Source organism: Zobellia barbeyronii, from assembly GCF_018603515.1.
Taxonomy (GTDB): domain Bacteria; phylum Bacteroidota; class Bacteroidia; order Flavobacteriales; family Flavobacteriaceae; genus Zobellia; species Zobellia barbeyronii.
The window spans coordinates 616,189-630,550 of sequence record NZ_JACATN010000002.1 but is presented as its reverse complement, the minus strand read 5'-3'; the positions used below and the strand labels follow the sequence as shown (position 1 = coordinate 630,550).

15 protein-coding genes are annotated in these 14,362 nt (G+C 36.1%); 11 read left to right on the top strand and 4 right to left on the bottom strand.

The genetic code is table 11. The annotated features are described in order from the left end of the window. Nucleotides 1-51: 51 nt before the first annotated feature. Together HW347_RS07190 and HW347_RS07185 are read right to left on the bottom strand one after the other, a co-directional pair. Nucleotides 52-1,866: a DEAD/DEAH box helicase gene (locus HW347_RS07190; RefSeq protein ID WP_214611217.1), complete on the bottom strand. Its 1,815-nt coding sequence runs from the start codon at nucleotides 1,864-1,866 to the stop codon at nucleotides 52-54. A gap of 141 nt (nucleotides 1,867-2,007) precedes the next feature. Then, entirely contained in the window at nucleotides 2,008-2,577 is a 570-nt protein-coding gene (locus tag HW347_RS07185) for a non-canonical purine NTP diphosphatase (protein ID WP_214611216.1), read from the bottom strand. Nucleotides 2,578-2,661: 84 nt separating this feature from the next. Here HW347_RS07185 and HW347_RS07180 point away from each other — a divergent pair, with 84 nt between their 5' ends. The 5 genes from HW347_RS07180 (at nucleotide 2,662) to serA (ending at nucleotide 7,329) form a co-directional block, all read left to right on the top strand. Then, nucleotides 2,662-3,114, top strand: a complete 453-nt coding sequence (locus HW347_RS07180) for a methyltransferase family protein (protein WP_214611215.1) — start codon at nucleotides 2,662-2,664, stop codon at nucleotides 3,112-3,114. Nucleotides 3,115-3,197: 83 nt separating this feature from the next. Beyond that, nucleotides 3,198-3,806, top strand: coding sequence for a SatD family protein (locus tag HW347_RS07175; RefSeq protein WP_214611214.1), 609 nt, complete (start codon nucleotides 3,198-3,200; stop codon nucleotides 3,804-3,806). Beyond that, nucleotides 3,807-4,505 carry a DUF3307 domain-containing protein gene (locus HW347_RS07170; protein ID WP_214611213.1) on the top strand — a complete coding sequence of 233 codons (699 nt, stop codon included), beginning with the start codon at nucleotides 3,807-3,809 and terminating at the stop codon, nucleotides 4,503-4,505. After that, nucleotides 4,492-5,292, top strand: coding sequence for an alpha/beta fold hydrolase (locus tag HW347_RS07165; protein ID WP_214611212.1), 801 nt, complete (start codon nucleotides 4,492-4,494; stop codon nucleotides 5,290-5,292). Before HW347_RS07170 ends, HW347_RS07165 begins: the two co-directional genes overlap by 14 nt. A 144-nt stretch (nucleotides 5,293-5,436) precedes the next feature. Beyond that, nucleotides 5,437-7,329, top strand: coding sequence for a phosphoglycerate dehydrogenase (gene serA / locus HW347_RS07160; protein WP_214611211.1), 1,893 nt, complete (start codon nucleotides 5,437-5,439; stop codon nucleotides 7,327-7,329). A gap of 65 nt (nucleotides 7,330-7,394) precedes the next feature. On the opposite strand, the gene rlmH is transcribed toward serA, so the two are convergent. Further along, the gene (rlmH, locus tag HW347_RS07155; protein ID WP_214611210.1) at nucleotides 7,395-7,868 is read right to left on the bottom strand and encodes a 23S rRNA (pseudouridine(1915)-N(3))-methyltransferase RlmH; all 474 of its coding nucleotides are present in this window, start codon (nucleotides 7,866-7,868) and stop codon (nucleotides 7,395-7,397) included. Between the two features lie 130 nt (nucleotides 7,869-7,998). On the opposite strand from rlmH, the gene nadC reads away from it, so the two are divergent. Genes nadC through priA form a run of 4 tightly spaced genes read left to right on the top strand, consistent with a single transcriptional unit; the run spans nucleotide 7,999 to nucleotide 12,734 of the window. Next, nucleotides 7,999-8,856: a carboxylating nicotinate-nucleotide diphosphorylase gene (nadC, locus tag HW347_RS07150; protein ID WP_214611209.1), complete on the top strand. Its 858-nt coding sequence runs from the start codon at nucleotides 7,999-8,001 to the stop codon at nucleotides 8,854-8,856. Beyond that, entirely contained in the window at nucleotides 8,857-9,825 is a 969-nt protein-coding gene (locus HW347_RS07145; protein ID WP_155595848.1) for a YihY/virulence factor BrkB family protein, read from the top strand. It abuts the gene before it with no gap. Next, nucleotides 9,822-10,262 carry a DUF2147 domain-containing protein gene (locus HW347_RS07140; protein ID WP_214611208.1) on the top strand — a complete coding sequence of 147 codons (441 nt, stop codon included), beginning with the start codon at nucleotides 9,822-9,824 and terminating at the stop codon, nucleotides 10,260-10,262. The genes HW347_RS07145 and HW347_RS07140 overlap by 4 nt, the downstream gene beginning before the upstream one ends. A 15-nt stretch (nucleotides 10,263-10,277) precedes the next feature. Beyond that, nucleotides 10,278-12,734, top strand: a complete 2,457-nt coding sequence (gene priA / locus HW347_RS07135) for a replication restart helicase PriA (RefSeq protein WP_214611207.1) — start codon at nucleotides 10,278-10,280, stop codon at nucleotides 12,732-12,734. Between the two features lie 64 nt (nucleotides 12,735-12,798). Here priA and HW347_RS07130 read toward each other — a convergent pair whose 3' ends face one another. Beyond that, nucleotides 12,799-13,491 carry a LytR/AlgR family response regulator transcription factor gene (locus HW347_RS07130; protein WP_038232372.1) on the bottom strand — a complete coding sequence of 231 codons (693 nt, stop codon included), beginning with the start codon at nucleotides 13,489-13,491 and terminating at the stop codon, nucleotides 12,799-12,801. Between the two features lie 228 nt (nucleotides 13,492-13,719). On the opposite strand from HW347_RS07130, the gene rpsF reads away from it, so the two are divergent. Beyond that, nucleotides 13,720-14,058 (top strand): 30S ribosomal protein S6, encoded by a 339-nt coding sequence (gene rpsF, locus HW347_RS07125; RefSeq protein ID WP_155595851.1) that lies wholly within the window; start codon nucleotides 13,720-13,722, stop codon nucleotides 14,056-14,058. A 6-nt stretch (nucleotides 14,059-14,064) separates the two neighbouring features. After that, a complete protein-coding gene (rpsR, locus tag HW347_RS07120; protein WP_155595852.1) occupies nucleotides 14,065-14,361 on the top strand; it encodes a 30S ribosomal protein S18 in 297 nt (98 codons plus the stop codon). Nucleotide 14,362: the final 1 nt, after the last annotated feature.

The following is a 14,362-nucleotide window of genomic DNA, read 5'->3' as shown; positions in this document are numbered from 1 at the left end:
AGCGTATTTTTTAATATAGAATTAACTTAAAATGTAAGTTGTTTTGTAGTCCTAAAAGAAGTCGCTTCTGCTTTTGCTGCTGCTGCTACCACTTCTTCTCTTTCCTGAATGGCTAGATTTACCTCTAGAAGAGCTTCTATTATTGTCTCTGCTTCTAGATCTACCGCCACGGTCACTGCTATCACGGTCACTTCTTCCTCTGCCACCGCCGCTTCTACCTCTATTACCACCGCCGCTTCCGCCAGGGTTTTTAGAAACTTCAACGTTAATGAATCTACCTTCTAATTTAAAGTCGGTAAAAAATGAAAGAATTTGTTCTGTATGTTCAGCTTCCGTATTAAAGAAAGAGAATGAATCCTTTGTATCAACCTTATAAACATCATCTTTTCCAAGGCTTAATGTATCACGTAAGAAATCTTTTAAAGACATCCAATCGTAACCATCTTTTTCTCCAACATTAATAAAGTAACGAACAGATCCGTTAGAAGGTGCATTTTCACCTCTATCTCTATCTCCTCTTTCTCTATCGCGACCACGGTCATCAGAGCTGCTTATATCTTTTGTTTTGTTGTAGTAGTTTGAAAAACGTGTAAACTCAACAGATACTATTTTCTTGATAAGTTCATCGCGATCTATACCTTCAAGAACGTCGTTAATTGCCGGTAGGTAATTTTCAACATCTTTGTTTATTTTAGTATCCTTGATTTTGTTAGCCAAGTGATACAGTTGTATTTCGCATATTTCAATTCCGGTTGGAATCTTTTTAGAAAGAAAAGCTTGTTGAATCTTTTTCTCCATGGCGTTAATCTTACGCATTTCACTTCTGGTGATAATTACCATTGAAATACCAGATTTACCAGCTCTACCTGTACGACCACTACGGTGCGTATAAGTTTCGATTTCATCGGGAAGTTGGTAGTTGATAACGTGTGTAATATCATCAACATCAATACCACGAGCAGCTACATCTGTTGCAACCAACATTTGTATTTGTTTCTTACGAAACGAGTTCATTACTAAATCTCGTTGGTTTTGACTTAAATCGCCATGTAATGCTCCTGCACTGTACCCGTCTTCGATAAGCTTTTCAGCTACACGTTGCGTATCTCTTTTAGTTCTACAGAAAACTACCGAGAAAATATCTGGGTTAGCATCCGCAAGTCTCTTAAGAGCAGGGTATCTATCTCTTCCGCCAACTACGTAATATTCGTGTTGTACAGTTGAAGTTCCTGCATTTTTAGCTCCTACTGTAATTTCCGTAGGGTTGTTCATGAATTTTTTAGCGATGGTTGCCACTTCTCTTGGCATAGTTGCTGAAAACAACCAAGTAGACTTATCTTTAGGAGTATTCGAAAGAATATCCTTTATATCTTCAAAAAAGCCCATGTTGAGCATTTCATCAGCTTCATCAAGAATACAGTAATCAATTTTTGTAATATCAACAAGACCACGGCTGATCATATCTTTCATTCGGCCAGGAGTTGCAACAACTATCTGTGCGCCACGTTTGATCTGTCTTGCTTGGTCTGTTATGCTAGCTCCACCATAAATAGCAACGGTGTTTAGGCCTTTTACATATTTAGAGTAAGCTTGTATCTCATTTGTAATCTGTAAACATAGTTCACGAGTAGGGGAGAGTATTAAACCTTGGGTAGTTCTACTGGCGCTATCTAGTTTCTGGATTAACGGAAAACCAAAGGCGGCCGTTTTACCAGTTCCTGTTTGCGCAAGCGCAACAAGATCTATTTCGCTTTCCAATAAAAGTGGGATTGCTTTTTCCTGTACTTCAGATGGGGTTTCAAAACCCATATCTTTTACAGCATCTAATAGGGGCTGACTTAGCCCTAATTCTTCAAATTTTGTCATAAAAAAGGTATACTTAAATCGCTAATAGGTGTGTTGCATAGAGCGATTATCGTATATAACCTTAGTACTCAGAACAACACCTGCCATACCGGCGGCGTTAAAATTAAGGCGCAAAGGTACGTTTTATTATTTAAATACCTATTATTGTAGAAAATCTAATAGCTTTTTCATGGCTAAGCCCCTGTGGCTTATACTATTTTTTGTTTCTTGAGGAAGCTGGGCAAAAGTTTGTTTATAGCCGTTTGGTTGAAATATAGGGTCATATCCAAAACCTTTAACACCTTTCTTTTCTTTTATTATTATACCTTCTACAATACCATTGAATACGTGCTGCTCTTTATTTATGTTTAAGGCAATTACTGTTTTAAAGTGAGCTTCACGACTTTTTTTGCCCTCTAGGTTTTGCAAAAGTTTATTCATATTGTCGTCAGCATTTTTAGTTTCGCCTGCATATCTAGCAGAATACACGCCGGGTTCACCATTTAAAATGTCTACTATGAGACCTGTATCATCTGCAAAGCATGCTAGGCCATAGGTTTTGGTAACATAGTCGGCTTTTATTTTTGCATTCTCTTCTAAGGTTGTGCCGGTTTCAGGTATTTCGTCAAAACAGCCAATATCAGTTAATGAGACCAATTCTATATGTGGAGGGACGAGTTTTTTAACTTCGTCTAATTTGTTTTTGTTATGTGTAGCGAAAACAAGTTTCATGTAAATTGATTTAAGATTGTTTTTAAACGAATGCCTTTAGCGGTCTCAAAAATAGTAATTTTGAAAAGCTATAAATATTTCAATATGGAGTTAAAGATACCTCCCGCAGTTGTTTTTCTGATTTTTGCAGGTTTGATGTATCTGCTTGCTACGTTTTTGCCTTTTGGTTATTTCGATTTTTTTGGCAGGTATTATTTAATCATTTTTTTATTAGCTTTTGCTGGTATTGTGGCTGCAATTGCTCTTTTTCAATTTCTTCGTTTGCGAACTACTATTGATCCAACTAACCCTGCTAAGGCGAGTAAGTTGGTGGAAAACGGAATTTTCGCCTATTCTAGAAACCCCATGTATCTGGCTTTGCTTGTGCTTTTGTTGGCTTTGGGCGTATGGCTTGGTAATGCATTCAATACTTTGCTTGCAGCAGGTTTTGTTGGATATATGAATCGGTTTCAAATCATTCCAGAAGAAATAGCACTCTTGAAACTTTTTGGTAAAGGATACAAACAGTATTGTGTAAATGTCCGAAGGTGGTTTTGAATTATAAGCAATATAGCTTATAATGTAATATATTAGCGTTTTAGCTTATATTTTTATATATTAGCGTTTTAGCTTATATAATTATGATAGCAATAATTACTGGAGATATTATTAACTCCGAGAACCACAACTCATCAGAGTGGCTAGGTATTCTTAAGGATTACTTATCCAAACTGGGTAAATCACCCGTAGATTGGGAAGTTTATAGAGGAGACGAGTTTCAATTAAAAATAGCAAAGGAAGATGCTTTGCAGGCGGCTATACATATTAAGGCGTTAATAAAAACGGTAAAGGGTTTAGATGTTCGTATGGGCATTGGCTTGGGCGGAGAGACATTTAAGGGTGTTGGTGTTAGTGAGTCTAACGGTCCTGCTTATCATAGATCAGGAAGAACTTTTGAATCCCTTAAAGAAGACAAACTCAATTTAACGATTGCTACGGGCAATGGTTTTTTTGATGATACTTTAAATCTTATGCTTAAGTTGGCGCTTCATTTTATGGATGATTGGAGCACGGTATCGGCAGAGATAATTGTATTGGCTTTAGATAATCCTAATGCTTCGCAACGTGAAATAGCCGAAAGGCTAAATATTCAACAGTCTGCGGTTAGTCAACGTCAAAAAAGGGCTCGTCTAGATTTGGTTCTAGAATTATTAGAGTATTATTCAAAAACTTTAAAAGAATTAAGTTAGATGATTCTGTTCACAAAACTTTTACTGGCACATTTAATAGGTGATTTTTTATTGCAGCCCAACCGCTGGGTCATTCATAAGGAGGCTAATAAAGAAAAATCAAAATACCTCTACGCGCATGTTTTGCTTCATTTTGCACTGACGATGCTACTTGTGTGGGATTTGAAGTTTTGGAAAATAGCATTGATTATTATGGTTTCGCACTATTTTATTGATCTAGCCAAATTATATGCTACGCCTTTGTTCAAGCTAAAAAGTATTCCCTTTTTTATTGACCAAGTGCTTCATGTTCTCGTATTATATATTTGTGTGTATTATGGCAATCTAATAGAGCATACTGTAGCTCTTTTTGAAAACCTAGATTGGCCTCTGGTAACGGCAATTGTATTTGTGAGCTCTCCTGCCGCAATTATTATGGGGAAGTTATTGGAAGCCATGTCGGACAAAATAGAACTGGACCATAAATCGCTGCCCAATGCCGGAAAATATATAGGAATTATAGAGCGGTTGTTTGTTCTTATGTTCATTATTATGGGTAGGTGGGAAGCTATCGGTTTATTGATCGGAGCAAAATCTGTTTTTCGATTTAATGATTTAAAGGAAAGCAATAACAGGAAACTTACCGAATATATCTTAATAGGAACGCTGTTAAGTTTTGGACTTGCAGTAATTACAGGAATTATCTATGTCAATATATAGAAGCGCAATGCATATCTTTTTTGTGGCGGTATTATTTATGTTCATTACCTCCTCATGGGGACAAACGGAATTTTTTAATTCTTTTGATGATACTAAAATAGCCTACACTGATGAGGGCAAAGGAGATGCTGTTTTATTGATTCATGGTTTTATAAACACTAAGGAATCGTGGAAAAATACAAGTCTAAAAGAAGATTTGTTAGCAGAAGGTTTTAGAGTGGTGGCTCTTGATTTGAGAGGTAATGGCGAATCTGAGAAGCCACAAACGGAAGAAGCATATAGTTTTGATGCAGAGGTTATGGATATTATGTTTCTTATGCAGTATTTGCGGTTAAAAAAATATATGGCGGTAGGCTACTCTAGGGGTAGTATTGTTCTTGCTAAATTATTACTCAAAGATAAGCGTGTTAAAAAAGCGGTTTTGGGTGGCATGGGAATCGATTTTACAGATTACCGGTGGCCGCGAAAAATTAAATTTATGAATGCTTTTAATGGAAAAGCAACTGAAGAGACCAAGGAGGCGGTAGATTATGCCAAATCTATTAATGCGGATTTTAGAAGCTTGTATCTACAGCAGCGTTTTCAGCCCAATACAAGAAAAAGCCACTTAGCTTATGTGCAAGCTAAAGTTTTGGTCATAGCGGGCAATGAAGATTTAGATAATGGTAGTCCAGAAAAATTACATAAAGCTATTCCTAAAAGTGAATTTGTAATTGTGGAAGGAGACCACAACGGAACCTATAAGACTAAGGCATTTTCAGAAGCGGTAGTTTCCTTTTTAGACTAAAATATTCATGTTTCTAGCGTCCGTGAAAAATTCAAATCATATCAAAAAGAAGTAGATTAGTTATAAGGATAACTTTTAGCAACATTAGTCTAATTTGGACAGAAATAATCTTTATTTTTGTCCCTTAATTTTTTTAGCAAGGACATGGTAGAAGCAGGTAGGAAATACGTATTCGATTTTGATAGTACTTTAACAAGAGTTGAAGCCCTAGATGTACTAGCCGAAAGGACCCTGGAAGGCAATTCTAATAAAGACGAAATCATTAAGAAAATTCAAGAAATCACCAATTTGGGTATTGATGGTGATATATCTTTTACTGAATCTCTTGAAAGACGTATAAAATTATTACACGCTCATAAAGATGATTTAGGACCGTTGGTAGAAGAGCTTCGTCATAAAATTTCCAAGTCTATTGCTTCCAATAAAGAATTCTTTGAAAAATTCTCAGATGATATCTACGTGATCTCTTGTGGATTTAAAGAATTTATTGATCCTATCGTAAAAGAGTATAACATTCCATCGGATAGGGTGTATGCCAATACTTTTGAATTTGATAAAGAAGGTAACATTGTAGGTTTTGATTCTGAAAATGTACTTTCTCAACATAATGGTAAAATACAATGTCTTAAAGACATGAATCTTGAAGGTGAAGTTCAGGTTATTGGTGATGGGTATAGCGATTATGTTATGCGTGAAGCTGGTATTGCAGATAAGTTCTTTGCTTATACTGAAAATGTACACCGTGAGAAAGCGGCTAAAAATGCAGATTATATAACTCCAAATATGGATGAATTTCTTTTCGTAAACGATTTACCTCGTAATATTTCATATCCAAAGAATAGAATTAAAATATTACTTCTAGAAAATGTTCATCCGGATGCTTTCAAGAATTTATCAGATGACGGTTTTTCCGTTGAACTGGTAAAACATAGTATTGATGAAGCCGAATTAATTGAAAAAATAAAAGGAGTTCACGTATTGGGTATACGTTCTAAAACCCAAGTGACTCAAAAAGTATTGGATGCTGCTGATAAGCTTTTGGTAGTTGGTGCTTTCTGTATTGGTACTACGCAAATAGATTTGCTTCATGCAAAGAGAAATGGAGTTGTAGTTTTTAACGCACCTTACAGTAATACGCGTTCAGTAGTTGAATTGGCTATTGGACAGATTATTATGTTAATGAGAAGTGTATTCTCTAGAAGTAGTGAAATTCACAGCGGACAATGGCAAAAGACTGCCGAAGGTTCAAGAGAGGTTCGTGGTAAGAATCTTGGTATTGTTGGTTACGGTAATATTGGGAAGCAACTTTCTATCTTGGCAGAAGCCTTGGGTATGCGTGTGTATTATTACGATGTTGATGATAAACTGTCAATGGGTAATGCTAAAAAATGCAATACGTTAGAAGATTTATTAAATGTTTCAGATGTAGTTACTCTACATATAGATGATAATAAAGCGAATAAGGATTTCATAGGCGAGCGAGAAATTAGCCAGATGAGGAACGGAGCCATGCTCATTAACTTGTCAAGAGGTTTTGTAGTTGATATTGAAGCTTTGGCAAAAGGTTTGAAATCTGGTAAAATAGGTGGTGCAGCTATTGATGTATATCCAGAGGAGCCACGTAGTAACGGTGAATTTTATACGCCACTTCAAGGTTTGAACAATGTTATTCTTACACCGCATGTTGGTGGTAGTACAGAAGAAGCACAACGTGATATAGCAGATTTTGTTCCAAACAAAATAATGGATTACATCAACTCAGGTAACACTGTAGATGCTGTAAATTTCCCAAATATTCGTTTACCAAAACAGCAGAATGCACACCGTTTCTTGCATATACATAAAAATGTGCCTGGAATTATGGCTAAGATTAATGAGGTATGCGCTAAATATGGCTTAAATATCTCTGGACAATTTTTGTCTACCGATAGTGAGGTAGGGTATGTAATTACAGATTTGGATAAAGAATACAATAAAGATGTTATAAAAGCCCTTAGAAAGGTAGAGAACACTATTAAATTTAGAGTGTTGTACTAGGTCTTAAATAATCTTCACAAAAAAAAAGCCTTCTTTAAAAAGAAGGCTTTTTTTTTGCTCAATTTTTATTGATGGTGATAAGGTTCGTTGCGTAGTATGGTAAAAGCTCTATAGACTTGCTCAACAACAAAAAGGCGAACCATCTGGTGAGAAAAGGTCATTTTTGATAAACTGATTTTGCCTTGAGCTTTATTGTAAACATCTGTACTGAAACCGTATGGGCCACCAATTACAAAAACAAGCTGCTTAAGGCCTGCATTCATCTTTTTTTGCAAATAACCAGAAAAATCTACTGAAGAAAACTGTTTTCCGTTTTCGTCTAAGAGTACTAGAACATCAGTATTGCTCAGGTTTTTTAAAATGAGCTCACCTTCTTTTTCTTTTTGTTGCGCTTCGGAGAGGTTTTTGGTGTTTTTAATATCGGGTATGATTTCCAATTCAAACTTAATATAGTGTTTCAATCGGTTCTCATATTCAGAAATAAGCTGCAATAAAGCCTTGCTATCTGTTTTTCCTATTGCAATGAGTTTTACGGTCATACAGCAAATATAATTTGAAATAATAAGTTTTATGTATTGAGATATGCACCTATTCTAATAAATAAGCCTTGGGCTAAGGTCTATAAACCCCCAACTATTTACTAATTTAGCTATAAGTAAAATCCCGTACATGATTTCCAAAGAACAATTCCAAGAAGAAATAGATTATATCATAAAAAATGCCATTCGTGAAGATGTTGGCGATGGAGACCACAGTTCGTTGGCCTGTATTCCTGATACTGCGAAAGGAAAAGCAAAGCTGTTAGTGAAGGACGAAGGCATTATTGCTGGAGTAGAATTTGCTAAAGAGGTCTTCAAATATGTGGATTCTAACATGGAGATAGAAACTCTAATTAACGATGGCTCTCCGGTAAAGCATGGTGATATCGTTTTTTACGTTTCAGGAAGTTCACAGAGTATCTTAAAAGCAGAACGTTTGGTTTTGAATGCTATGCAACGTATGAGTGCTATTGCAACAAAAACAAATTCGTTTGTAAAGTTATTGGAGGGTACAGGAACTAAAATCCTGGATACTAGAAAAACTACTCCTGGTATTCGTGCTTTGGAGAAGTGGGCCGTTAAGATTGGTGGAGGTGAAAATCACAGATTCGCTCTATACGATATGATTATGCTAAAAGATAATCACATAGATTTTGCGGGAGGCATAGATAAAGCCATTCAGAAAACTAAAGATTATTTAAAGGAAACTAATCGTGATCTAAAAATCATTGTGGAAGCAAGAGATTTAGATGAGATAAAGCAAATTCTTAAGGCGGGTGGTGTATACCGTATTCTTATAGATAATTTTAATTATGAAGATACCCGTAAAGCAGTTAAGTTAATTGGTGATATATGCTTAACGGAATCTTCGGGAGGAATTAATGAGGATACTTTGCGCAAGTATGCGGAGTGTGGTGTGGATTATATTTCTTCTGGTGCGCTTACCCATTCGGTGTATAATATGGATTTAAGCTTAAAAGCGGTATAAATGTCGCAAGATATAGAGAAGAGAATTGAAAAAATTCCTATTGTCAATTGGGTCGCTCGTTTACTGAAACAAGTAAAACTACCGGCTTTTGAAGGGCTATCTCTTTATGACTTAATTGAAATGTATATTCTTGGTGTTTTCCGAGGAGCCATTTCTACGCGTGCCAGTGCAATTGCTTTTAGCTTGTTTTTGGCGTTATTTCCATTGCTTATATTTTTAATTACGTTAATTCCCTTCATACTGCCATATGTAAGTGTAGGTAACGATAATTTTGATTCTCAATTCCTAGTGTTTTTAGAATCTTTCTTGCCATCGGCAACTAGTGATTATTTTGGAGAGATTTACCAACAAATAAAAGATCAGAAACAAGGAGGGTTATTGTCTTCCGCTTTTTTGTTTTCTATTTTTTTAATGGCGAATGGGGTTAATGCTATTTTTGGAGGGTTTGAAAACTCGTATCATGTAGAATTGACTCGGCATTTCTTCCGTCAGTATTTATATGCGCTTATGGTGGGTTTAATTCTATCAATTTTGTTAATTGTAGGCGCTGTAGCTTATGGTTATTTTGAGTTGTATATAATAGACTACCTAAGTGTTTGGGCCGCTAAGACCAGGGGATATGACCTTACTGAGAATGATATTGTGGGTGCTAAGATAGGTAAGGTGTTGTTTTTCATTATATTATCTTATTTCACTACCGCTATATTGTATTATTTTGGAACTACAGAAGGCAAACATGCTCGGTTTTTTTCAGCAGGAGCATTTATGACTACTTTACTGTTCATGTTAACCTCATACCTCTTTGGTGTTTATGTAGAAAAGTTTGCTAGATATAATGAATTGTATGGTGCTTTAGGAGGTTTATTGATACTTATGGTCTATATCTGGTTAAATTCTAATATATTGTTGCTCGGGTTCGAGCTTAATGCATCGTTGAACTCTTTAAGAAAAACATACACTAAGAAATGAATACAAGCGCAATTTTAAGTTTTTTTGTTTTTATCTTCATGTTATCTCCAGTAAGTCACTCCCAAGGAGTTTTTGGAAAATGGAAAACTATAGACGACCGTACAGGTAAGCCAAAAGCTATCATTGAAATATATGAAGAGGATGGGATGATGCATGGTAAAATTATTGAAATCGTAGAAGAGGGAAAGGAAAATTTTATTTGTGGCAAGTGCGAAGGAGACCGGAAAGACAAACCTGTATTGGGCATGACCATAATTGAAGATGCAGAACATCATGGGAATGGTGTTTATAAAGGCGAGACTCTTTTTGACCCTCAGCAGGCAATGACTTTTAGATGTAAAATTTGGCTTAATCCAGAAAACCCTAATGAACTTAAGGTAAGGGGTTATTTAGCTTTTATTTATCGTACCCAGACTTGGGTACGTGTAGAAGGATAGAATTCGAACGGAAGTATGCAGTATTTTATCGATGTAATTTTACCGATTCCCTTAGAGAAACTTTTCACCTATTCTGTTTCCGAGACAGAAGCTGAGTTTTTGCGTCCGGGTATGCGTGTGGGTGTTCCTTTTGGTAAATCTAAAATTTATACGGGTTTGGTGCATAATGTGCATACCAACAAACCTGAGATTTATGAAGCCAAGGAAATAGACCGCATACTTGACGAACACCCTGTTATAAATACTATTCAGTTAAAGCACTGGCAGTGGATTGCAGATTACTACATGTGCACCATTGGCGAGGTTTTTAGAAGTGCGGTTCCTGGAGCATTCTTGTTGGAAAGCGAAACTCTTATTCTAAGAAATGATGAAGGAGATGTTGATGAGTCTAAGTTAGAGGATGATGAGTTTTTGGTGTATGAGGCACTGCAGCATCAAGCATTGTTAAAGGTGCAAGAGGTGAGTGCTATTATAGACCGAAAGAATATTCTTCCCGTTTTAAATCGACTTATAGAAAAGAATGTTATTCTTCTTAAAGAAGAAATGTACGAACAGTACAAGCCTAAATTAGTGCGCTATGTAAAATTGGGAAAGGATTATCTTGAGGAGGAAAAACTGGAAGCCCTTTTGAATGATTTATCAAGAGCTCCAAAACAGAGTCAGGTTGTACTTTCTCTTTTCCAAATACAAGCCACAAGTAAAAAACCGATTAAAGTAACAGAACTGGAACAAGCCAGTGGTGGCTCAAAGGCTGTTATAAAATCACTCGTAAAAAAAGAGATTTTAGAGGAGTACTTTGTCAGAACCGATCGGGTGAGTTATGATGGTGAAGAGGAGAATTATGATTTAAAAGATTTAAACGAGTATCAGGAAAAAGCTTTTGAAGATGTATCTAAAAGCTTTGCTGAGGATAAAGTAACCTTGTTGCACGGAGTAACTTCTTCTGGTAAAACTGAAGTTTATGTAAAGTTGATAGAGGAGTGTATTCAAAAAGGAAAGCAGGCTTTGTACCTGCTTCCTGAAATAGCACTGACCACTCAACTTATTTCTCGCTTGCAAGAGTATTTTGGAGAAAAGGTATCTGTATATCATTCAAAATATAGTGTACAGGAAAGGGTAGAAGTATGGAATAATGTTTTGGCTAAAAAAGACAAGGCTCAAATTGTTATTGGAGCTCGTTCTGCTTTGTTTTTACCGTATTCGGATTTAGGTCTTATTGTGGTTGACGAAGAGCATGAGAGTTCTTTTAAGCAGTTTGACCCGGCACCAAGATACCATGCAAGAGATGCGGCCATTGTATTGGCTAAATTTCATGATAGCAATATTCTATTGGGGTCTGCTACTCCGAGCGTAGAGACTTTTTATAATGCCAAAATAGGTAAATACGGTTATGCCTCAATAACAAGACGTTTTGGGAATGTACTTATGCCAGATATTGAATTGGTAGATATTAAAGAGCAAAGCCGAAAACGACGTATGAAAGGACATTTCTCCGAACGTTTGTTTTTGGCCATTCAAGAAGCTTTAGAGGCAGGGGAGCAGGTAATTTTATTTCAAAATAGAAGAGGGTACGCTCCAATAGTGGAGTGTAGTACTTGTGGACATTCTCCTCAATGTCCCAATTGTGATGTGAGTTTAACGTATCATCAGTATAAAAAACAATTGCGATGTCACTATTGTGGTTACCACATGGCATTGCAAGAAAGTTGTCAGGCCTGCGGCAGTCATACCTTAGATACTAAAGGTTTTGGAACTGAACAAGTAGAGAAGGAATTAGAGACCTTGTTTCCGGACGCTAAGACTTGGCGTATGGATTTAGACACCACTCGAGGCAAGCATGGCTACGAAAAGATAATTACAGCGTTTGAACAGCAGGAGATGGATATTCTTGTGGGGACCCAAATGCTAACCAAAGGACTGGATTTCCGAAACGTGAGTTTGGTGGGTATTATGAATGCCGATTCTCTTTTGAATTTTCCGGATTATCGGGCGCATGAACGTTGTTTTCAGTTATTAACGCAAGTAGCAGGCCGTGCAGGTCGTACTAAAAAGAGGGGTAAGGTTTTGATACAAAGCTATAATCCATACCATCAGATATTGCAACAGGTTTCTACACATGACTATGACACCATGTTTAAAGAACAATTATACGAGCGAGAGCAGTATAAGTATCCGCCTAGCAATAGAATTATTAAAATTACTTTTAAGCATAAAGAGTATAATAAGCTGAACGAAGCTACGGAATGGTTCGCTAAAGCGTTGCGGACTACTCTAGGAGGGAATGTGCTTGGACCAGAATATCCACCGGTAGCTAGAGTACGGAATCAGTTTTTGAAAAATATCTTGATTAAGATACCGCATGCTCAATCTGTTGTAAAGACAAAGGCTGCAATCAAGAAAATTGAAAAATCATTTAATTCTGTTTCTCAATTTAGAAGTGTACGGGTTATATATAATGTTGACCATATTTAAATTAATGGCAAAAAAAATCCCGAACATTATTTAATGTTCGGGATTTATATTTAAAGTAGAAGTGCTAGACATTGGCTAATGCTTCTGCTAACTCGGTCTTTTTATTCCTACTAAGAGGAATGGACCTGCCACTAACTTCAACATTTTTACTGTTGAATTTTTCTATCTTCTCTAAATTCACAATGTAGGATTTGTGAATTCGCAAGAATTTATCTTCTGGTAATTGCTGCTCAAATGATTTCATGGTAGATAAGATAACAATGTTAGCTTCGTCCGTTACCAATTTAATATAATCACCAAGAGCCTCAATCCATTTAATATCGTTTAAGATTACTTTACGTTTCTTAAGGTTGCTTTTTACGAAGATGTGTTCTTCGTCTTCTTGAACTTTATTTATCTGCTCATATTTAGCTACCGCTCTTTTTACCGAAGCATCAAATCTAGCTAGGGTAATGGGTTTGTGCAAATAATCTGTTACATCGTAATCAAATGCTTTTAGAGCATAATCTGGCTTACCTGTAATCAAAATTACTTGAGGGCTGTTTTCTAGGGATTCGAGTAGGTCAAATCCACTAATGATAGGCATTTCAACATCAAGAAAAATAAGATCGATCTCGTTGTTCTTGATGCCGTTTTTAGCTTCGATCGCATTGCTGTACTCGGCCACCATAGCAAGGTTGGGATGACTGTTTACAAGCTTCGCGACTGCCATTCGTTGCATGGACGAATCGTCTACGATAATACTTCTTAATTTCATAAATAGGTCGATTTGTGGGGTTAAGTCATCGACAAAATACTAAAAAAACCTGTCTAAATACAATAATATTGTAAACTTGGGCTTCTTTTTGGTGTAATTTGTAATGACATAGGTTAAGATTTGGTTATGTAAGATTTTAGGATTATCAAAGTATAACGAAGAAATTCCGCTTTTCTTGTAAAGTCTAATAAAAATTGTTACTTTTGCACTCCTAAAAAATATACATTTATGAACCATTACGAAACTGTTTTCATTTTGAATCCCGTGCTTTCTGATGATCAGGTAGCGGAAACAGTTAAGAAATTTGAAGATTTCTTAATTAAAAATGGCGCCAAAATGGTCTCCAAAGAAAATTGGGGGCTTAAGAAATTGGCCTATGCTATCCAGCACAAAAAAAGTGGTTTTTACCACTTGTTCGAATTCACCAGTACAGGTGAAGTTATTACTCCTTATGAGCAAGAGTTCAAAAGGGATGAGCGTATCATGCGTTTCTTGACAGTAAAACTAGACAAGCACGCTATTGAGTGGGCTGAGAAAAGAAGAACAAGGTTAAAAGCTAAAGCATAAGGAATTATGGCAACATTACAACAACAAGCAAAAGGAAAAAAAGACGGTGAAATCCGTTATTTAACTCCATTGAACATTGAAACTAATACTAAGAAAAAGTATTGTCGTTTCAAGAAATCAGGTATTAAATATATCGATTACAAAGACGCGGACTTTTTAATGAAGTTGGTAAACGAACAAGGTAAATTGTTACCTAGAAGACTTACTGGAACTTCTTTAAAATACCAACGCAAAGTGGCTCAAGCGGTCAAAAGAGCACGTCATTTGGCTTTCATGCCATACGTAGGCGATTTATTAAAATAAA